The organism is Arthrobacter gandavensis, assembly GCF_015355785.1.
In the GTDB taxonomy this organism is placed as follows: Bacteria; Actinomycetota; Actinomycetes; order Actinomycetales; family Micrococcaceae; genus Arthrobacter_B; species Arthrobacter_B gandavensis_A.
In genome coordinates this window covers 1,111,770-1,130,478 of record NZ_JADKYW010000005.1, presented here as the reverse complement: position 1 = coordinate 1,130,478, position 18,709 = coordinate 1,111,770, and the positions used below count along the sequence as shown (strand labels likewise).

Sequence of the window (18,709 nt, the reverse complement as noted above, 5' to 3'; positions counted from 1 at the left end):
CCGGTCTGCCGGAGGGTAACTGGCAGAGTCCGCGAGGACAATTGGAAAAGCTACTTGTTTTGGTCCTCAAGTACCGGCGCCGATGACGCGAGACGGCGCCGGTACGCCCGAACGTGCTGCCGGTTGCCGCAGTTTCCGGTGTCGCAGTAGCGGCGGGACCGGTTGCGGGACAGATCGACGACGGCGTTGCCGCAGTCCGGTGCGGCGCAGGTCCGCAGCCTGGCCAGCTCGCCGGCCCGGACGACGTCGGCCAGTGCCATTGCCGCCTCCGTGGCCATCCGGTCAGCCAGCTCGGCTTCCGGAGGAGTGCAATGCAGGTGCCAGTCCCAGCCGTCATGCCGGACTAGCTGGGGGAGTGCGCTCGCCGCGAGGAGGAGGCGGTTGATTCCATCCACCAGCTCTTCCTCGCCGGCGGTCCACAAGGCGGTGAGCTCCGCCCGCAGGCGGTGAACCGCTTCAAGTTCCCGGGGTGTGTGGGAGCGGGATCCGGAGAACTGTTCCTGGGCCAGGAACCGGGTCAGTCCGGCGTCGTCTGCCAGTGGATCGGGATCCTGGGAACCGGTATTTACCAACGCCGCAGCGGTGGACAGCGCCACTTCGGTGTCATAAGTGAAAACCATCTTGACTCCTGACATTGGCGACTTTAGTGTCACTAGCATAGGCCCTCATAGCTCGTGACATGCCAGCCGGGAGCGGGCCCGTCCCCTGGAAAGGTCCTCCATGGCAAAATCCATCTCCCTGCGTGCTGCCGGAACGGTGCGTGCGCGCAACGCGGGGGCTTCGGGCCTGCTGATCGCGCTGCTCTCCTCTTCGGTCTTTGGCCTCTCGGGTTCCTTTGCCAAATCCCTCATGGAACAGGGCTGGACGCCCGCCACGGCAGTGGCTGTCCGGATGGGCGGAGCGGCAGCCGTCCTGCTCATTCCCGCCCTCATTGCGCTGCACGGGCGCTGGTACCAGGTGAGGCAGAACTGGAAAACCATCGGGCTCTTCGGCCTGGTGGGCGTGGCAGGCTGCCAGTTCTTCTACTTCAACGCAGTGGAGCGGCTCTCCGTGGGTGTAGCCCTGCTGCTGGAGTTCCTGGCACCGGTGCTGATGGTGCTGTGGATCTGGCTGCGGACCCGGCGCCGCCCCGGCGCGGCCACCATCGCCGGTGCCGCTGCCGCCGTCGTCGGCCTTGTCCTGGTGCTGGACCTTGGCGGCGACCTGCGCGTGGATCCCCTCGGAATCATGTGGGGCCTGGCCGCGGCAGTGTGCCTCGCCATGTACTTCTTCATTACCGCCAAGCAGAATGACACGCTCCCTCCGCTCGTGCTGACTACGGGCGGGCTGCTGGTGGGCGCGGCGACCATGGTCCTGCTGGGGCTCACCGGCCTGCTGCCTGTCGGATCCAGTACCAGCGACGTCGAACTGGCCGGCTGGGTCACGCGGTGGTGGGTGCCGCTGGTGGGCCTTGTGCTCCTCTCCACCGTCCTGGCCTACGTCACCGGCATCATCGCCGCCCGGGCCCTCGGTCCCCGCGTGGCATCCTTTATTTCCCTGACCGAAGTCCTGTTCGCCGTTCTCTGGGCCTGGCTCCTGCTTGCGGAACTGCCGCGTGCCGTGCAGCTGGCGGGCGGCGCCTTGATTGTCACGGGCCTCGTGCTGGTGCGCCTGGACCGCAAAACCGACCTGCCGGACGTATCCGGCGAGGCGGTTCCGGCCGAGGACCCTGAACCGGTTGAGGCCGGGCGGCATGACCAGCCGCTGGATCAGGGTAGGCTCACCGGCAGAGACAGGCACTAGGACAAACGGGAGCGCCACAACGATGTACCCTTCCACTTCGCATCTTCGCGGGAGATCCTGCCTGGCCGGTGGCAGCGGAGCCGTGGGGGCCGAAGCATGAGCCCCACGGCCGTCAAGCCGGCGGCGCGCTCCCGCTGGACCAAACTGATCTGGCTGATTCCGGCGTCGCTCGCCGCCCTTGCGCTGGTTGTGCTGGCAGCCCGGTGGCTGCGCGAAACCTCCGGCGGCCAGGAGTTCCTCAGCATGTACCCCGGGCACACGGAGCTGCCTGCCGGTGCTCCGGTTGGCCTCCCCGCCTGGGTGGGATGGCAGCACTTCCTGAACTCGCTGCTCCTGCTGCTGATTGTCCGGTCCGGGTGGCTGATCCGTACCCGCCAGCGGCCGGTGGGTTCGTGGACCCGCAACAACAAAGGGTTGATCCGCACTCGGAACCAGCCCAAGAGGATTAGCCTGGATCTGTGGTTCCACCTCAGCCTGGATGTGCTCTGGGTGCTCAACGGACTGATCTTCTACATCCTGCTGTTCGCGACCGGACAGTGGATGCGGCTGGTTCCCACCAGCTGGGGCGTCTTCCCGAACGCGGCCTCCACGGCGCTGCAGTACGCTTCGCTGGACTGGCCCACTGAAAACGGCTGGGTGAACTACAACAGCCTGCAGGTGCTCTCCTACTTCTCCATCGTCTTCATCGCCGCTCCGCTGGCCATCCTCACCGGCCTGCGGATGTCCCCTTCATGGCCCGCAAAGTCGAAGCGGCTCAACAAGGCGTTCCCGATCGAGGCAGCCAGGGCACTCCACTTCCCGGTGATGGTTTACTTCGTGCTGTTCATCGTCGTCCACGTGACACTGGTCCTGACCACCGGCGCACTGCGGAACCTGAACCATATGTACGCTGCCACTGACGGGACGGGCTGGACCGGATTCTGGTTCTTCGCGGCGTCGCTGGCGGTGATGGTGGCAGCATGGGTTGCTGCCCGCCCGCTGTTCCTGCGTCCCGTGGCCGCCCTGACCGGCAAGGTTTCCCGGTAGGAAATCCTGCCGGCCCGGGCGGGCTAGGTGTACTGACCTGAGAGGTTAGGTACGCGGCTGGCTGGTGGTTGGCCTTTGAGTGAGGTGTGCCCGCGGTGATGATTGTAGTCATGAAGCCATGCAGGAAAGGCCTGGAGTCTTTCCGCTTCTGACCGGTAGGGCCGGGCGTACGCCCATTCCTCTAGCATGGTGCGGTTGTACCGCTCTACCTTGCCGTTGGTTTGGGGGCGGTACGGGCGCGTGAACTTGTGCTTGATGCCAGTCCCGAGTGCCTCCGCGAAGGTGCGGGAACGGTAACAGGAGCCGTTATCCGTCAGAACCCGCTCAACAGTGATCCCGTGCGCGGCAAAGAAGGCATTCGCCCGGTGCCAGAAGCCCGCCGCGGTGTCCTTGCGCTCATCGCCCAGGATTTCGGTATAGGCCAGCCGGGAGTGGTCATCTACCGCGTTATGCAAAAAGGCATATCCAGGCCGCCGGTTGGCCTCGCTGCCAGTCTTGTTCCGGTTCCCGAGTGCCTTGCCCACCATGCGGTGTCCGCCGCCGTCAGGGATCCGCCCGAGTTTCTTGATGTCCACGTGAACGAGGTCCCCGGGTGCCGCGTGTTCGTATCGGCGGATGACCCGGCCCGTGGCCCGGTCCTGCCAGGTCAGCCGTGCTAGTCCGTAGCGCGAAAGCACCCGGTGCACTGTTGAGGGATGGATCCCCAACCGGTATCCGATCCTTGCCGGGCCCCACCGCCTGTTCACACGCAGGCCAACGATGCGCCGTTCGGTCCGGCTGCACGTCCGGCCCGGGCTGTGGTGTGGTCGGCTGGAGCGATCAGCCATGCCTGCCGGGCCCAGCTCGCGGTATCGTGCCGCCTACCGGGCCGCTGTGGTGGCCGAGACCTGGAAACGTTCAGCTGCCCGCCGTAAAGACCACTGGTCCTCAACGACGCAGCGTGCCAGCTGCAGGCGGCCTCGGGGCGTGAGTGTGGCATTAGCATGGGACATGGAAGACCTCCGGGTTGGTGTGCTCTAGACAAGCTCCACCTCACCCGGAGGTCTTTCTTATGTCACCCTGCCACGCCGTAGCTGTCTCTAACGTCCGTGGTCAGTACACCTAGGCGTCTGCGGCCGTGGCCGGCACGCCTGACTGCTCATCGCGGATTTGGCGCTTGAGGATCTTGCCGGTGGGACCCTTGGGCAGCTCGTCGGTAAAGATCACCCGGCGCGGATACTTGTAGGCAGCGAGCCGGTCCTTGGCGAACTGCCGGATCTCCTCGGCCAGTGCCTGCCGTCCGTCATTCCCAGCGCCTGCGGCGTCGGGTTTCAGGCCGATGACCGCGGCTACTTCCTCGCCGTTGAGCTCATCCGGTACCCCAATGACGGCAGCCTCGGAGACTGCCGGATGTTCGTAGAGCACTTCCTCGACCTCGCGCGGGTACACGTTGTAGCCGCCGCGCAGGATCATGTCCTTCTTGCGGTCCACTATGTAGATGTTCCCCTCGTCGTCGAAGCGGGCCAGGTCTCCGGTGCGGAACCAGCCGTCAGGAATCGCTGCTTCGGTCGCCTCCTGGTTGTTCCAGTACCCCTTCATCACGCCCAGACCGCGGACGGACAGCTCCCCGATCTCTCCAATCGGCACGTCGCGGCCCTCGCCGTCGAGCATTCGCACCTCCATGCCGGAGACAGGCCTGCCGATTGAGCCGGGCCGCCGGCCTCCGCCGGGGAGGTTGAAGGACACGATAGGGGAGGTTTCGGACAATCCGTAGCCTTCGAGGAGGTCGATGCCGAAAACCTCCTCGAACTCCCGCAGGACTTCCAGCGGCATGGGCGCGCCGCCGGTGATCGCGCCGCGCAGCGGGGAGGTGTCCGTCTCCGAGAGCTTTGGGTGGCGTAGCATCGCTATGTACATGGCCGGCACGCCCTGGAAGATGGTTACCTTGTCCCGTTCGATGACCGCCAGTGCTTCACCGGGGTCAAACCGGGCCAACAGGCTGACCATGGCGCCGGCCAGCACCGCGGCGTTCAGGGCCGAGGTCTGTCCGAACACATGGAAGAAGGGCAGGCCGCCAAAGATCACGTCACTCGCCTGCGTGTCCAGGAGGTCCCGCGCCACCTCGGCGTTGCTGCGGAGGTTGTCATGGGTGAGGGCGGCACCCTTGGGCCGCCCGGTGGTTCCGGAGGTGTAAAGGATGACAGCGACGTCGTCCCCGTCCACTTCCGCAACTGAATCATCCGCCTCGCTGTCCGCGAGGAGCTGCCTGAAGCTCCCGGTGTTGACGGGAATGACGTCGACCCCGCCGGCCTCCCGGGCGCCGGCAGCTGCTTCCGGGAGCATGAGTTCGAACGCAAAGAGCAGTGCGGCCCCTGAATCCTTCAGGGTGTGGGCCACCTCTCGGCTTTTCAGGAGCGGGTTCATCGGCACCACCACCGCCCCATACCGCAGCACGCCGTAGTACACCGAAGCCATGGGCGGGATGTTCGGCATCATGAGTGCCACGCGGTCTCCGCGCTGTACCCCGCGGGCGCGGAGCAGCCCCGCCACTCTTGCGCTCATCACGTTCAGCATCGAATAGCTGATGACCGTGTCGTTGATCCGCAGGGCGGGACGGTCGGGTACCCGTGCAGCGGTTTCGGTCAGGATTCCAGCGAGGTTGGGCATGAACGATCTCCTTTGATCGGGCCCGGGACGAGCCGCACTGCTGCGAGGCTACCAACCTGCCGCCCCGGGGGGGGAATGCCTGGCGGGCCGTCCCGCCCTCTATATGGCCGGCGGCACCGCGTATGTCGCCGATCCGGTAGGCTCGCGGGTGCTGACGGTGGAGTCGGAGTCCGGAGCGGTGGGTCGCAGTGACGGCCCGCCCGCCGTACCCAATGAGCTTCCGGCTCTGCGGTGAAGGTCAGCCGGGGAGCGGGGAACCACCGTAACCCTTTTCCGTCTTGATTGATTTGCATCTACCTTGGACGTGGGGGCAGTGCCGACCGAAGGACCGAACCATCAGAGATCTGCAGGACAGGGCGAAAGCCACACGCGATGCCATCCTCGCCGGCGCGGCGTCGGTTTTCGAAGAGATGGGCTACGGCCGGGCCTCGCTAAGCCAGGTGGCGGAACGGGCCGGGGTCACCAAGGGCGCCCTCTACTTCCACTTTCCGTCCAAGGAAGACCTGGCCCGGGCTGTCATCGCTGAGCAGCACGGCTACATCACCGCGGACAATACCGCGGTACTGAACCTGGGCCTGCCTCCGCTGGAGTCCATGATCGTGCTGTGTCGGAGGTTCGCCGAGAACCTGCTCCGGCAGCCCATCGTCCGGGCGGGAACCCGGCTGACCCTCGAGGCCTCGATTTTCCATGAGGACGTCCGCCAGCCCTACGACGACTGGGTTGAGGTGATGGCGCGCCTCGCCGGCCAGGCACAGGATCAGGGGCAGCTCCGGCAGGACCTGGACGCTCCGGCCTTCGGCCGCCTGGTCGTGTCCGCCCTTGTTGGCGTGCAGATTACGTCCGCAGTGCTGACAGGCCGCTCGGACCTGTTGGAGCGGGTTGAGCAGATGTGGGAACTGATGCTCCCCGGCGTCGTGGTTCCTGCGCTCGTTGACAGGATTGGTTTGCTTGTCCGGTATTCCCCGGGGAGCGGCCAGCCGCCGACGGATTCGAAGAAGTAGTTGCCTCCAAGTCAAAAACCGGTCAACCGTCTTGTTTTAATCTCGCTAAGCATTTAAGCTCTGGGCTGTGGGGGGGTACTGGGAGAAAAACCGGGAGCCTCTTCCCGCCTGTCCCGCTCGTTGTGTGGACGCAGCGGTGTGTGACGGGGGCGGGATGAGTACCGGCTCCCCGGTTCCGCAGTAGGGGAGGGCGGGTGGAGGCTTGTGCCGCCACCCGCCTGTGCTGTCTCCCGGCTTGAAGCCTAGGAAGAGGCCGCCGCCGCTTCGCGAGCACCGGAGAAGCAGCCAGCTGTCGAGCGTGCCGGCTATGGCAATGAGCACCAGCGCGGCCAGGATCCCGGAGCGCTTCAGGCCATCGGGGCCAGCGATATGTACAAATGTGCATAACCATGCCCTCTGCAGAGTGCAAGGAAAAAGGCAGGCGCCAAGCTGCCCGCCTTCGTCCCGTCCGCCGCGGCGGCGCTTATTCCTTCTTCAGTTTGTCCTGCACGGAGCCGGCAATCTTCTCTACCGTGTTCGGCAGTTCAGTGGTCCCGTAGTAACGCGAATCCGGGTGGGTGGGCGGTGGCATCGGGGCCGACGTCGTGGGTCCGTCGTGATACGTAAACTCGCCCTTGCCGTCGGGCGTGGGGCCGGAGGCCCACGACCCTTCGGCTGCGGCGGCACCGTCGGAGAAGTTCAGGTACTGGTAGGAGACGGACCTTTCCTCCTTCTTGAGCGGGAAGTTGCTCGGCACCGGCAGGCTTTCGGTGCCCTCCTCCTGCAGCTCGCGCGCAGCGGCCAGCCACTGGTTTTGGTGCATGGTGTCCCGCGCCAGCAGGAAGGACAGCATGTCCCGGACGCCGGCGTCGTCAGTCATGTGGTAGAGCCTGGCAACCTGCACCCTGCCCTGCATCTCAGCGTTGGCATTGGCCGTGAAGTCGGCCAGCAGGTTCCCGCTGGCGGTGATGTAGCTGCCCTGCCAGGGGTTTCCGTTGCTGTCCACAGGACGGGCACCGGCGCCCGCGACGATGGCCTGCTGCATGTCCGTGCCGCCGATGACCGCGGCAATCGCGGGATCTGACTGGACGGCATCTTCGGTGATTCCCAGCGGCGCCTTCTCCAGGAGCTGGGCGATCATGGTGGCGAGCATTTCCACGTGGCCGAATTCTTCTGCTCCGATCCCGAAGAGCAGGTCCCGGTACTTGCCCGGGATGTGCGTGTTCCATGCCTGGAAGCTGTACTGCATGGCCACAGTGATTTCGCCGTACTGGCCGCCCAGGACCTCTTGGAGCTTCCGGGCGTACACGGCGTCTGGCTGGTCCGGGGTTGCTTTGAACTGCAGTTCCTGTTTGTGAAAAAACATTCTGCCCTCTCTAAGCCGATCGGACGATCCGCCGCCGGTGCGACCTGTTGGTGGCCGGAAGCGGCGAACCCTTGGTAATAGAAACTAGCTACTTTCTTGATTCTGCGAAAGTGCTAAGTAAGCTTATATTACGTGTTAACGACCTTAGGGCATGCTGATGGAGAACTGTCACGGCGAAGGGGGTTCCGCGCCTCCGGCTGCCTATATTCTTCCGCTGAAACGCAGAGCTCCGGGTGGGCTCGAAGACCTTCCGCAATACTTGGAACGGGTGGCTGAATGGGCCGAAGTCCTGGTTATGGACGGCTCGCCGCCGGAGGTTTTTGCCTCTCATTCCCACGAGCTTCCTCACGGCGTGCGGCACGCGGCGCCGGCATTTGCCTGCTTGAACGGTAAGGTTGCCGGCGTCCTAACCGGACTTGACCTGGCCCGGGCAGAGCTTTGCGTCATAGCTGACGACGACGTGCGCTACACGGAGGAGGCGTTCGGGCGGGTGGTGACACTCCTGAAGGACGCAGACGTTGTCCGGCCGCAAAACTATTTCGACCCCCTGCCGTGGCACGCCCGGTGGGACACCGCCCGGACCCTCCTGAACCGAGCCCTGGGGGCGGACTACCCCGGCACCCTGGGCGTGCGCCGGTCCGTGCTGCTGAGGGCAGGCGGCTACTGCGGCGACGTACTGTTCGAAAACCTTGAACTGATCCGCACCGTCCAGGCCGCCGGGGGCGTGGAAGTGCGGGCCTCGGACCTCTTCGTGGCCCGCCGTCCGTGCAGTGCACGGCATTTCCTGACCCAGCGCGTGCGCCAGGCCTATGACGGTTTCGCGCAGCCGCTAAGGCTGGCCGCTGAGCTCGCGCTGCTCCCCGTCCTGGCAGCTGGAACCTGGCGGTATCGCCCCTTTCCTGCAATTGCCGCAGCGGCAGCCGCCGGCCTCGCGGAACTGGGCCGGAGGCGCTGCCGCGGTACGGATGTGTTCCCGGCGTCGTCGGCCCTGTGGGCGCCGGCCTGGGTGCTGGAGCGCTCCCTAACTACCTGGGCGGCGCTGGGACAGCGTCTCGCCGGCGGAGTTCCCTATGCCGGGGCGCGGATCAGCAAAGCGGGCCATTCGCTCAGGGAACTGCGGCGGATGCTGCCCCGGCGCACCCCGGTGCCGGTCCGGCACGTCTTCGGCCAGCTCACAGCGCTCGGCCCCGGTCCCGCCGCGGATGAGTCCGCGCTGCCGAAAGGCTGTCAGCCAGCCGCCCATGGGCCAGGCTCCCCACCGTTCGTAGAAGAGGTTGGCGTTGCGGACAATGTCCGCCAGATGCTGCACCGGCGGATCTTCCGTGGGATGCCACTGGTGGTAGGCGCGGGCGGCGCCCACCCAGGCGAGGCCGACGCCGCTGCGCCGGGCGAGGCGGGCAAAGTCGGTGTCCTCCCCGCCGTAGCCGGTGTAGTCCTCGCAGAAGCCGCCGATTCGCCGCCAGGTTTCGGCAGTCACGGCGAAGGACAGGGACCAGAACAGGTCCGGGCTGTCGTCCGGAACCACCGTCCCCGGTTCCGGTGCAGGCCGGACCGGATGGGGGTTGTCCAGCCGGGCCAGCCCGGAGAGGTCATATCCGTCCGCTCCCGGCGGATCCAAGTAGGTCACCGGCCCGCAGAGCAGCCGGCCGGCTCCCGCAGGATCCCTTGCCGCCTGCTCGTAACCGGAGAGGAGCTCCGGGGCAGGGAGGCAGTCCACATCCAGGAAGACCAGCAGTTCTGCCCCGCGCCCCAGGGCGGTTTCGGCCCCCCGGTTGCGGGCCCGCGCCAACGGCAGGTTTCCGCCCGTGGAATCCACCCGGAGGACGGTTCCGGCCACGTCCGGATGAGGCGGCGGAATCTCCGGATCATCCATCGCGACCACCAGGTAGTCTCCAGGCCGGACGGTTGAAGCATGCAGGGCCTGCTGCTGGGCGGCGAGGTGCGCATGCCGGCCGTGTGCCAGGGTTATGACGGCGGTTTTCATGCCCCGGCTCCGGACCGTACGGCTGCGGCGGACGGTAAGCCTCCATGGAGCCCGCGGTCAGTGGGAAGCGCGGTTATCCCAGCTGTCCGGGCGATGACCCGGGCGGCCCGTTCAGCACCTTCGCCGTCGTTCCACACAGTCCACTTCCGTCCGTCGAGCCGGGCGGCGGCTTCCAGCACGGCGCCCCAGTCCTGCCGGGCGAACCCGGAGGACACAATCACGGGAACGTCCATTCCCGCCAGCGCCTCGCCGGTGGTGGCCTGTTCCCGGTAGGGGCGGTCCTGCGGAACTACTACCGCCGGCACTCCGACGGCGGCAACATCCGCCAGTGCGCCCTGCCCGGCATGGGTAACCACGAGGTCAGCCGCGGCCAGGTAGGGCAGCGGATCGGCCGTGCGGTTCCCTGCGGTGGTGCCGAGCGGCAGCCACTCCACGCCCGGTGTCTGGCTCCGGGCGTCACGCAGTGCGGCGTCATCCATTCCGCCGCCGCCTGAACCGCCGAGCACCAGGACGCGGGATATTGGCCCCGGAGCCCGTCCTTCGCGGACCGGGATTCCCGAGATGGCCCCCACCGCCTGGACCGGCACGTCCCCGTCCGTGTGCAGCATCTTCGGTGCTTCGGGCGGCCAAGCGGCGATCACCGCATCTGATATGCCGAAGCCGATGGTGTGCGGCCGGTCATTCCGTACCCCCGGCAGGGCGACGGTGACTATTGGAACGCCGTGCAGCCGCGCCAGCAGGGCCGCTTCCACGGACACGTCGGCAACGATCACGGCCGGATCGGTCTCCTGGATCCAAGTGGAAAGCTGCGCCATCCGGGCCCGCATCCCCGGGTCCCGGGCGGGGACCCAGTGGAGGAAACCGTTGGCACCAACGCTGCGCGGCGCAGCGGAGTTGTCATCCGGTTCGAGCTGAACCCATCCGCCCTGCCAGCCGGCGGGCCGGGGCAGCGTAGACAGGCCGGTAACGCACCCGGCTGGCAGGAAGGCGGCAATTGCCTGCGCGCGGCGGAGGTGGCCCATGCCGTGGTGATGGATGTAATACCCGATCATGCGGCGGCCTTCAGGGTGCTGGCCTCCTGAAGCAGCGTTTCGTACTCATCCACCATCCGTTCGTGCGAGCAGAACGACTCCGCCCGGAGCCTGGCTTCGCTGCGGTCCAGGGTGCAGGCCGCCTGGAGGGCGCCGGCCAGGCTGGAGACGTCGTCGGGCTCCGCCAGCCGGCCGCAGTGCTCCGTGAGGATTTCAGGAAGGGCGCCGCGGTGGAAGGCCGCAACCGGCGTGCCGGAGGCCAGGGCCTCGGCCGCCACCAGTCCGTAGGGTTCATCCCAGCGGGGCGTGACCAGCGCGGCACGCGCGTTCCCGACGGCGGCGCGCAGCCGCACGTGGTCCAGGTGTCCCAGATACCGGATGTCCTCACTGAGCAGGGGTTCGATCTCGGTCCGGTAGTACGCACGGTCATAGATGGGTCCGGCAAGGTCCAGCGGGATCCCCGCGGTGCGGGCCGCGCGGATCGCCAGGTGCGTGCCTTTTTCCGGCACGATCCGCCCAAACCAGATGGCCGGCCCGCCGCCCGGGCCGGGCTGCCATGATCCGGTATCCACACCGTTGCGGATGGCAGTGCTCTTCACCAGCGGTGCCCAGGCGTTGCTGGTGTGGGCGCTGACGGCAATGAAACGTGTCAGCGGCCCCCGCACCTGGATGGCGGATTCGAGCCAGCCCACCGGGGGAGTGTGCAGGGTGGTGATCAGGGGAATCCGCAGCATCCGGGACATGGCCACAGGCAGGTGGTGGATGCTGGTGTTCAGGACCGCGTCGTACTTCCGGTCGCCGTGTTCGGCGAGGTCCAGCATCAGTGACAGATACGCATGGTGTTCGCCCATCCATTGCTCGGGCAGGGCGCCGACGTCGTTCCTCGCCGCGTCGCTTGACTCGAACACGGGCACGTCCAGGAACTCGACGCCCAGCTTGGGGTCCGATCCTTCGGCCGCGAAAAGCGTGATGTCATGGCCGCGGGCGGTGAGGGCGGAGACCAGGGCGTGGGTGTGCGCCTCCAGTCCGCCGGCGAAGGGTTCGGCGATGGGGAACCGGGAGGGACCAATGATGCAGAGTCTCATTGCAGCACTCCGGTGCGTGCCAGGAGCCGGGCGTAGATCCTGGAGTGTGCTGCAGCGACGTCGTTGCGCTGGGCGGCGCGGTCTGCGGGAGCCAGGGGTGCAGGCAGCCCCGCGCTGCGGGCCGCGCGGACCGCTGCTCTAAGGGATGCGGCGTCCAGGCCGGCTTCGTTGTGGGTGTAGCCGAACACCGGACCCTGGTCCGCGTAGAAGCCGCAGTCCGGTGCCGCGACCACCGTGCCCAGGTCCCGGCAGGCCTCCAGCCAGCCCGAATGGGTCCCAAAGCGGTAGGGCAGCACCGAGAGATCGAGGCTCGCCAGATACTCCCATAGCCGGTCATCCGGCAGGAAGTCGTGGATGCGAAGGTCCAGCGGCCCGCCGGCTGCTTCCTCCGCTTGGAGGAACGCTGCCAATTCGGCGTCGTACCGTGCGCCGTCGCGCTGGAGCACGTCGCAGTGTCCGTTGACCTGCACCACCATGCCGCCGTCCTCCCGCGCCAGATCGAGAAGTGTCCGGATGACGGGCAGTGGTTCCATGCTGGCGCGGAGGCTCTTGACGTGGACCCCCACCCGGTAGGGACCTCCAGTGGTCCGCGGCCGGCGCGCATAGTCCGCCATAGTGTCCAGCTCGACGACGTGCGGGTGGGGAATGACTTCGGCCTTCCGGTCCCAGCGGCGCTCGATTTCAGCGGCGGCGCCCTCCGTGAGCGTGATCAGGGCGTCGGCGCCGGGGATGAGCACATCCAGGTGCGCGTTGTGCGCGGCGGGGGATTCATGGTGGGGATTGCGCAGGTCATGAACGGTGTAGATCAGCGGCTTGCCATGCCGGCGAAGTGCGGTGACGACTTCCTGCAGCGAGGCCGGTTCCTGCGCGTCGAAGCCAAAGTGGATGTGGAAGACGTCGAAGGAGTCGTGGTTCGCGTCGATCCATCCGGTATTCAGCATGACCGGGGGCCACCACTTGCCGGTGGCTGGGTTGTCCGGGGAATCGGGATCCGGATCTGGCAGGCGGTGAACCTCGGGCACTCCGGGAAGATTTCCCTGCGCCGGACCAAGATGGTGGATGTAGACATGTCCTGCCGGAACACTGGCGACCCGAATACGGTTTGGTGGCAGCAACCTGGGACCCCTTTTGGTTATGGCGGACGCCCGTGCATCAGGGCGCTGCCGTGCGAGTGGTGTAAATAGTAAGTACCGTTAGTAATCAATAGCATACGAACGCTGAAAGGTGGCAAAGCCCTAAATGGACGCAGTGGAAAACGCGCTGGAAGAACTCCCGCACCGGATCGCAGAGGAAGTTGAACGGGCCAAGCTCATAGTGGGACTCGCTGAGTCCCTGACCTGCGGAAACCTCACCGGCGCCCTGGGTAAGGGCGGCAACAGCGGCGAATGGCTCAGCGGGGGAATCGTTGCCTACCTGACGGAAATCAAGCAGACCGTGCTGGGGGTCAGCGACGGCCCTGTGGTTAGTGCACGCTGCGCCGAGGAGATGGCCGCCGGCGCCGCGAAACTCTTCAACGCGGACCTGACCATCTCTACCACGGGTGCTGGAGGCCCGGGCCCGCTGGAGGGCCAGCCGTCCGGAACCGTCTTCATCGGCTGGAGCCTGCGGGGCGAAACCGGCTCGGCCAGGTATTCCTTTGACGGTGAACCGGCGGAAGTCCTGGAGAAAACAGAAGCCGCGGCGCTGGAGAAGCTGTACGAGCTGGCGCAGAACGCGTAGCGGGTCCGGACCAGCCCGGCGCCCGCCCTGCAGGCCTATGGCGCCCGGCCCGGCAGCCATGCTGCCGGGCCAAACCGGCCATCAGGCCGGTTCCAGCAGCCCCTTGTCCAGCACCAGCTCCACGGAGAGGGTCTTGTAGCCTTCGGACTCGAAGAGCACCGTGACGGTTTCATCCTCGTAGCTCATGACCATTCCCGGCCCCCACTCAGCGTGGATAACGCCGGACTGCAGGGGAAACGGCTGGGGCGTCTCTGACTCCCCGGGACCCAGTTCTTCGCCGTTTGCTTCCGCGCGCTCGCAGTTGTCGCAGTAGCCGCACATATCCGGAGCGTCTTCACCGAAGTAGTTGAGCAGCAGCCGGCGCCGGCATTCACCGGTTTCCGCGTACTGACGCATCATCTCCAGCCGGGATTCCTCGATATTCTGGCGCTTCTCGGAGAACTCCAGGGCTGCCCTGACCGCGGTCTTGGCGCCCACCCCGCCCCGGGCCAGGTAGCCGTCCTCAGAGACGGCGACCGAGCCGGACTGCTCCAGCAGGCCCAGCAACGATGCGAAGCGGCGCGGATTCAGGTCCAGCTCGTCGCGCAGCTCCGCTGCGGACACCGGCTCGCTGCGTTTCTTCACCGCCCGGAACAGCCTCACCAGCGCTTCTTCATCCGGTGCCTTGGCCGCAAAGAACCGGCGGATTCCCAGGTCCTCGGTGCGGTAGTGCAGGAAGATCTCGGTGGGCTCGCCGTCGCGCCCCCCGCGGCCGATCTCCTGGTAATAGCTGTCGATGGAATCGGGGATGTCCGCATGCACGACGAACCGGACATTGGGCTTGTCGATGCCCATGCCGAAGGCGGTGGTTGCCACCACGATGTCCAGCTCATCCGCCAGGAACTGTTCGTGGATGCGGTGCCGGTCCTCATGGCTGCGGCCCGCGTGGTACGCGTCGGCCCTCAGCCCGGCCTCTTGGAGGGCCTCGGCGTATTCCTCGGTTTCCTTGCGCGTGGCCACGTACACGAGTCCCGGGAAACGCAGCGTCCCGGCCTGCTCCAGCACCGCGCGGCGCTTGTCCTCAGCGTCCTCGTAGCGCGCGGCGGCCAGGTGCAGGTTGGGCCGGTCGAACCCCAGGGAAATTTCCTGCGGGCTGTCCACACCCAGCTGTTCACCGATCTCTGCCCGCACCGGGGGTGCTGCCGTGGCGGTGAGGGCAACCACGGGCTTGCCGAGTGCACGCACCAGCTGGTCCAGCTGCAGGTAATCCGGGCGGAAGTCATGTCCCCAGGCGGAAACGCAGTGCGCCTCATCGATCACTATCAGGGACACCTCCAGTGTCCGCAGCTGATCCAGCACTTCCTCCCGTGCCACCTGCTCCGGGCCCAGGAAAAGGAATTTGGCCTTCTCCGGGCCTTCCTCCCGGGATGCAGCTGACCAGGCCTCCTCCCAGTAACCCTGCGGCTGGGCTGAATTCAGCACGTAGGCGCGCGTGGCGCCGGTGGCTTCGTTGATGCCCTCTGCCTGGTCACGCTGGAGCGCGATCAAGGGGGAAATGACGACGGCGGTGCCCGGCAGGGCCATGGCGGGCACCTGGTAAACGGCGGACTTCCCGGCGCCGGTCGGCATGACGCAGATGACGTCCCGCCCGTTCACGGCGGCCTCCATCGCCTCGAGCTGGCCGGGCCGGAAGTCCTCCCAGCCGAAGACCTCCGAGGCGGTGCGCTGCAGGTCGGCGCGGGATGGTGACATGGGCATTCCTCCTGGGAATTAAGCGGATTATCAGCTTACTGATAAAGCTGCCTGCCTGTCGCCTCGGCGGCCTACGCCAGGGCGAGCTCCTCGACGACGCCGGCAACCCGCAGCCGGTCCCCGGCGTCCAGTCCCCGGACAGGAAGCGGCAGGCATGCCTGCGGCACCAAACCCAGGTGCTCGGCGACGGCCGCGATGACCCGCACGCTGCCGTGCTCCGCAAAGAGCTCCCACAGCGGTGACAGGCGGGCTAACTCCGCCGCGGCATCGTCGGGGCGGCCCTTAGCCACGGCGCGCATGATCCGAACGGCCGGCTCCGGCAGCGTGCCGGCCACCGCTGAGTACCAGGCATCGCATCCAGCGTTCAGCCCGTGCGCCGCAGCCGCGTCGCCGGAAATCCCAATGGTTACATGTTCCGGAACTACGGCGCGGACCTCTTCGACCCGGGACGGGGCCGCTGCAGCGGAGACCGGAGGAATCTTGATGGAGGCTATGCCCGGCAGCTCCGCGATCCGTCCGTAGAGCGCGGTGCTGAACGTGAAATGGGTGGTGCCGGGATTGTCATACACAATGACCGGCAAATCGGTGGCGGCGGTGACATCGCGGAACAGGCCGAGGACGTCGTCCTCCGTCAGGCGCTGGTAGCTCACCGGAGCAAGCAGGATTCCCGCGGCAGCAGCATCTTCCGCGCAGCGGACATTGACCAGCACCTCGGAAGTCCGCAGTGCACCCACCCCCACGATCAGCGGTTTCGCTCCGGCATTTGCGGCAGCCAGCTGCACCACGCGCCGCCGTTCTTCCGGGCTCAGGTAGGCGTACGATCCGGTGGAGCCCAGCACCGCGATTGAATCAACGTCCGAGTCTGCCAGCCGGTTCACCAGAGCGGAAAAGGAAGCCTCATCCACGGCGTCATTCCGCAGCGGGGTCAGGGGAAAAGCGCTCAGGGCGGTAAACATGCAAATTCCTCTCGGGGTGTGCCTGCTACCCGCTTCGGCCATCTTGCCGCGGGGCGCAGCATCCGGATGTTAGAACAAGTCCTGTCGGCTGCGGAGTCCGAGCTTCTGCAGGATGCTGCTGACGTGCGACTTTACTGTTGGAATCTCGATAAAAAGTTCGTTGGCAATTTCCGCATTCGTGAAGCGCTGGAGCATAAACCCCAGGATTTCCCGTTCGCGAGAAGTGATCCGGGAGCCCTGCACCCGTTGTTCGAGGCCCTCAAGCTGTTCGGCACTCTCCGACCCCAGAATCCAGACCCTGCGGCCGGACGCTATAGCGCGGATCGTGTCCAGCAGCCGGCTCGTTTTCTCCCCTTTGTGCAGGAAGCTGTCGGCACCGGAGAGATACGCCGACGAAGCGTCTTCACGGGAATTGTAGGACGTGTAAATCAGCACGTGCGGTGCATCGGTGGCATTCTTGATTTCTCGGCATAGCTCCACGCCCCGCAGTTCCCCGCCCAGCCGCAGCGGGAGAATGACCACGTCAGGGCGGACATCTTTCACCGCTCCGAGAGCCTGTAATTCCGACGACGCCTCACCGCAGACCTCCAGGTCCGGCTGCGCTTCCAGCACGGTCCGCAGCCCCAGCCGCACGATCGGATGGTCTTCCACCAGAAGAATCCTGGTCAGCGCTGCCTCCGGAAGGATCTCCGTGAGCTGCGTGCCGCCGGGCGAGGGGAAAGAGCCGTGCGTCGTGGAATGTGTCACCGGACCAGTTTCCGCCCGTTAACCGCCCGTCACTAATTTGGCTCTGAACTTTACGCCCAATCTCATCCTCGAAGACTGATCTTTTTCCCAGGCATCCTGCCTAGCGTCGAGACAGGAATATCCCAGACCCGGGAGACACGCCCCCAGCCCCGGTTAATAAGGAAGAAAACCAGATGATTATGCGCAGACACGTTGAACCTCAGCCGGCGCAGGGCGCCGGCCGGCCGGAGAGCCCGGGCTCCACGGCGGTTTCCGCCGCAGAAAGCGGGAACACACCGGCGCGGACCCGCATGCTGTGGTCACTGGCAGTGGCCGGGCTGCTCGCATCACTGGTGGGCGGTCTCTCCGCGGGAGCCCCCACGCTGTGGGGCCTGCTTCCCATTGCCCTGTACGCCGTTCTCTGCCTGCTCGGCATGGACATTGTGGTTGCCACGCTCGTGGCGCTCCTCTCCGGTGTCCTGGTCCTGCACCCCACCCCGGTGGAGTTCAGCGTCCTGCTGGGGGACTCCCTGGCGGACCTGGTCACCATGATCGGTCTGATCATCATGCTGGGCGCCGGCGTTGGCGAGGTGCTGAAGAAGACGGGTGTGGCCACCATGATCGTCCGTGGAGTCATGCGGGCGGTCGGGGAGAACAACCCGGTGGCCGTGATCTTCGGGGTGATGATCTCCACCGGCCTGCTCGTGGCCAGTCTGGGCACCCTTGCCGGGGCACTCGCCATTGCGGCGCCGATCCTGCTGCCGATCGCCGCCCGGCTGGGCTTCACCCGCTCCGCCACGGCATCGATGATGTTCATTGGCGGCTGCGCCGGCCTGGCCGTGGCCCCGTTCGCCGGCTCAAACGTCGCCATCATGTCCGCGGCCGGCGTCGGCTACCTTGACTACCTGCTTTACGGTGCCGGACCGCTGGCCCTGTTGTCCCTGGCGCTGGGCCCGTTCATCGTCCAGTGGATGCAGCGGCGCACCGAAAACACCGGCGACCACTATCAGTCAGACGAGGCCGCAGCGGATGACGCCGCCGGGCCGGCCCGGGCCGGGTTTACCACCATCGTGTTTGCCCTGGTGCTGGCTGCCAGCGTGGCGTATGCCATTGTCACGGCAGCGGGCACCGCCTTCCCGCTGCTGGCCCTGCCCGTCATCGGCATCGCCACCGGACTCGCCGGACGGCTGGGCATTACCCAGACCATGGCCCTGATGTACAAGGGCGCAGCGTCGATGGTCAGCATGTTCATCCTGTTCTGGCTGTTGGCGGCGCTGTTCATCATTATCGACAGGCTGGCTCCGTTCGACGTCGTCCTCGGATACTTCGAGGTGGGACTGGCCGGCAGTTCCGCCTTCGTCTTCGCGGTGCTGATCGCACTGCTCGGCTGGGTGGGGGTGCCGGGCGCCACCGCCGCGCAGGTGGTCCTGCTGCACAAGGTCTTCGGAGCTCTGGGCACCAGCCTCGGCATCACCCCGGCGAGCTGGATCATCATCCTGCTCTTCGCCTCGAAAGCGGACACCTACGGTCCATTCCCCAACGCCAATATGGTGGGCGTGATGGGTCTGGCCCGCTCCCAAAACCTGAAGAACATGATGATCACCGGCTGGATGCTGCTGATCCCGGCCTGCCTGATGTACGGCATCATGCTCTTCATCCAGACTCGATAGGGACCCC

Annotated in this window: 15 protein-coding genes and 1 pseudogene; 5 read left to right on the top strand and 11 right to left on the bottom strand. The window is 66.3% G+C overall.

The genetic code is table 11. The features are described 5' to 3' along the window. Positions 1–50: 50 nt before the first annotated feature. Positions 51–620, bottom strand: a complete 570-nt coding sequence (locus ITX31_RS10420; protein ID WP_194783292.1) for a CGNR zinc finger domain-containing protein — start codon at positions 618–620, stop codon at positions 51–53. Between the two features lie 100 nt (positions 621–720). Between ITX31_RS10420 and ITX31_RS10415 the strand changes: the two genes are divergently transcribed. Both ITX31_RS10415 and ITX31_RS10410 read left to right on the top strand, forming a co-directional pair. Further along, the gene (locus ITX31_RS10415) at positions 721–1,782 is read left to right on the top strand and encodes an EamA family transporter (RefSeq protein WP_194783291.1); all 1,062 of its coding nucleotides are present in this window, start codon (positions 721–723) and stop codon (positions 1,780–1,782) included. Positions 1,783–1,878: 96 nt separating this feature from the next. Continuing rightward, complete coding sequence (locus ITX31_RS10410; RefSeq protein ID WP_194783290.1) at positions 1,879–2,808, top strand: cytochrome b/b6 domain-containing protein; 930 nt, start codon at positions 1,879–1,881, stop codon at positions 2,806–2,808. Between the two features lie 23 nt (positions 2,809–2,831). Here ITX31_RS10410 and ITX31_RS10405 read toward each other — a convergent pair. Together ITX31_RS10405 and ITX31_RS10400 are read right to left on the bottom strand one after the other, a co-directional pair. Beyond that, a pseudogene (locus ITX31_RS10405) lies at positions 2,832–3,800 on the bottom strand (IS481 family transposase). Between the two features lie 109 nt (positions 3,801–3,909). Continuing rightward, positions 3,910–5,454, bottom strand: coding sequence for a long-chain-fatty-acid--CoA ligase (locus ITX31_RS10400; protein ID WP_194783289.1), 1,545 nt, complete (start codon positions 5,452–5,454; stop codon positions 3,910–3,912). A 287-nt stretch (positions 5,455–5,741) separates the two neighbouring features. On the opposite strand from ITX31_RS10400, the gene ITX31_RS10395 reads away from it, so the two are divergent. Continuing rightward, positions 5,742–6,455, top strand: a complete 714-nt coding sequence (locus ITX31_RS10395; RefSeq protein WP_228529277.1) for a ScbR family autoregulator-binding transcription factor — start codon at positions 5,742–5,744, stop codon at positions 6,453–6,455. A 463-nt stretch (positions 6,456–6,918) separates the two neighbouring features. On the opposite strand, the gene ITX31_RS10390 is transcribed toward ITX31_RS10395, so the two are convergent. The 5 genes from ITX31_RS10390 to ITX31_RS10370 form a co-directional block, all read right to left on the bottom strand. Further along, positions 6,919–7,800 (bottom strand): manganese catalase family protein, encoded by an 882-nt coding sequence (locus ITX31_RS10390; RefSeq protein ID WP_194783288.1) that lies wholly within the window; start codon positions 7,798–7,800, stop codon positions 6,919–6,921. A 1,021-nt stretch (positions 7,801–8,821) separates the two neighbouring features. Next, a complete protein-coding gene (locus tag ITX31_RS10385; RefSeq protein ID WP_228529137.1) occupies positions 8,822–9,784 on the bottom strand; it encodes a glycosyltransferase family 2 protein in 963 nt (320 codons plus the stop codon). Then, entirely contained in the window at positions 9,781–10,836 is a 1,056-nt protein-coding gene (locus ITX31_RS10380; RefSeq protein WP_194783287.1) for a glycosyltransferase, read from the bottom strand. The genes ITX31_RS10385 and ITX31_RS10380 overlap by 4 nt, the downstream gene beginning before the upstream one ends. Next, entirely contained in the window at positions 10,833–11,900 is a 1,068-nt protein-coding gene (locus ITX31_RS10375) for a glycosyltransferase (RefSeq protein WP_194783286.1), read from the bottom strand. Before ITX31_RS10375 ends, ITX31_RS10380 begins: the two co-directional genes overlap by 4 nt. Continuing rightward, positions 11,897–12,922, bottom strand: coding sequence for a glycosyltransferase family 1 protein (locus ITX31_RS10370; RefSeq protein WP_323745645.1), 1,026 nt, complete (start codon positions 12,920–12,922; stop codon positions 11,897–11,899). Before ITX31_RS10370 ends, ITX31_RS10375 begins: the two co-directional genes overlap by 4 nt. Positions 12,923–13,139: 217 nt before the next feature. On the opposite strand from ITX31_RS10370, the gene ITX31_RS10365 reads away from it, so the two are divergent. Next, positions 13,140–13,619, top strand: coding sequence for a CinA family protein (locus tag ITX31_RS10365; RefSeq protein WP_194783284.1), 480 nt, complete (start codon positions 13,140–13,142; stop codon positions 13,617–13,619). 81 nt (positions 13,620–13,700) lie between these two features. On the opposite strand, the gene ITX31_RS10360 is transcribed toward ITX31_RS10365, so the two are convergent. The 3 genes from ITX31_RS10360 to ITX31_RS10350 form a co-directional block, all read right to left on the bottom strand. Beyond that, entirely contained in the window at positions 13,701–15,350 is a 1,650-nt protein-coding gene (locus ITX31_RS10360; RefSeq protein ID WP_194783283.1) for a RecQ family ATP-dependent DNA helicase, read from the bottom strand. 71 nt (positions 15,351–15,421) lie between these two features. Beyond that, complete coding sequence (locus ITX31_RS10355; RefSeq protein WP_194783282.1) at positions 15,422–16,306, bottom strand: dihydrodipicolinate synthase family protein; 885 nt, start codon at positions 16,304–16,306, stop codon at positions 15,422–15,424. Positions 16,307–16,375: 69 nt separating this feature from the next. Then, complete coding sequence (locus ITX31_RS10350; RefSeq protein WP_194783281.1) at positions 16,376–17,053, bottom strand: response regulator; 678 nt, start codon at positions 17,051–17,053, stop codon at positions 16,376–16,378. 173 nt (positions 17,054–17,226) lie between these two features. On the opposite strand from ITX31_RS10350, the gene ITX31_RS10345 reads away from it, so the two are divergent. After that, complete coding sequence (locus tag ITX31_RS10345) at positions 17,227–18,702, top strand: Na+/H+ antiporter NhaC family protein (RefSeq protein WP_228529136.1); 1,476 nt, start codon at positions 17,227–17,229, stop codon at positions 18,700–18,702. Positions 18,703–18,709 lie beyond the last annotated feature (7 nt).

Excerpts from the sequence above, each read along its gene's own strand:
- ITX31_RS10420 (WP_194783292.1), bottom strand. The coding sequence starts at position 620 with ATGGTTTTCACTTATGACACCGAAGTGGCGCTGTCCACCGCTGCGGCG.
- ITX31_RS10415 (WP_194783291.1), top strand. The coding sequence starts at position 721 with ATGGCAAAATCCATCTCCCTGCGTGCTGCCGGAACGGTGCGTGCGCGC.
- ITX31_RS10410 (WP_194783290.1), top strand. The coding sequence starts at position 1,879 with ATGAGCCCCACGGCCGTCAAGCCGGCGGCGCGCTCCCGCTGGACCAAA.
- ITX31_RS10400 (WP_194783289.1), bottom strand. The coding sequence starts at position 5,454 with ATGCCCAACCTCGCTGGAATCCTGACCGAAACCGCTGCACGGGTACCC.
- ITX31_RS10390 (WP_194783288.1), bottom strand. The coding sequence starts at position 7,800 with ATGTTTTTTCACAAACAGGAACTGCAGTTCAAAGCAACCCCGGACCAG.
- ITX31_RS10385 (WP_228529137.1), bottom strand. The coding sequence starts at position 9,784 with ATGAAAACCGCCGTCATAACCCTGGCACACGGCCGGCATGCGCACCTC.
- ITX31_RS10380 (WP_194783287.1), bottom strand. The coding sequence starts at position 10,836 with ATGATCGGGTATTACATCCATCACCACGGCATGGGCCACCTCCGCCGC.
- ITX31_RS10375 (WP_194783286.1), bottom strand. The coding sequence starts at position 11,900 with ATGAGACTCTGCATCATTGGTCCCTCCCGGTTCCCCATCGCCGAACCC.
- ITX31_RS10365 (WP_194783284.1), top strand. The coding sequence starts at position 13,140 with ATGGACGCAGTGGAAAACGCGCTGGAAGAACTCCCGCACCGGATCGCA.
- ITX31_RS10360 (WP_194783283.1), bottom strand. The coding sequence starts at position 15,350 with ATGTCACCATCCCGCGCCGACCTGCAGCGCACCGCCTCGGAGGTCTTC.
- ITX31_RS10355 (WP_194783282.1), bottom strand. The coding sequence starts at position 16,306 with ATGTTTACCGCCCTGAGCGCTTTTCCCCTGACCCCGCTGCGGAATGAC.
- ITX31_RS10345 (WP_228529136.1), top strand. The coding sequence starts at position 17,227 with ATGATTATGCGCAGACACGTTGAACCTCAGCCGGCGCAGGGCGCCGGC.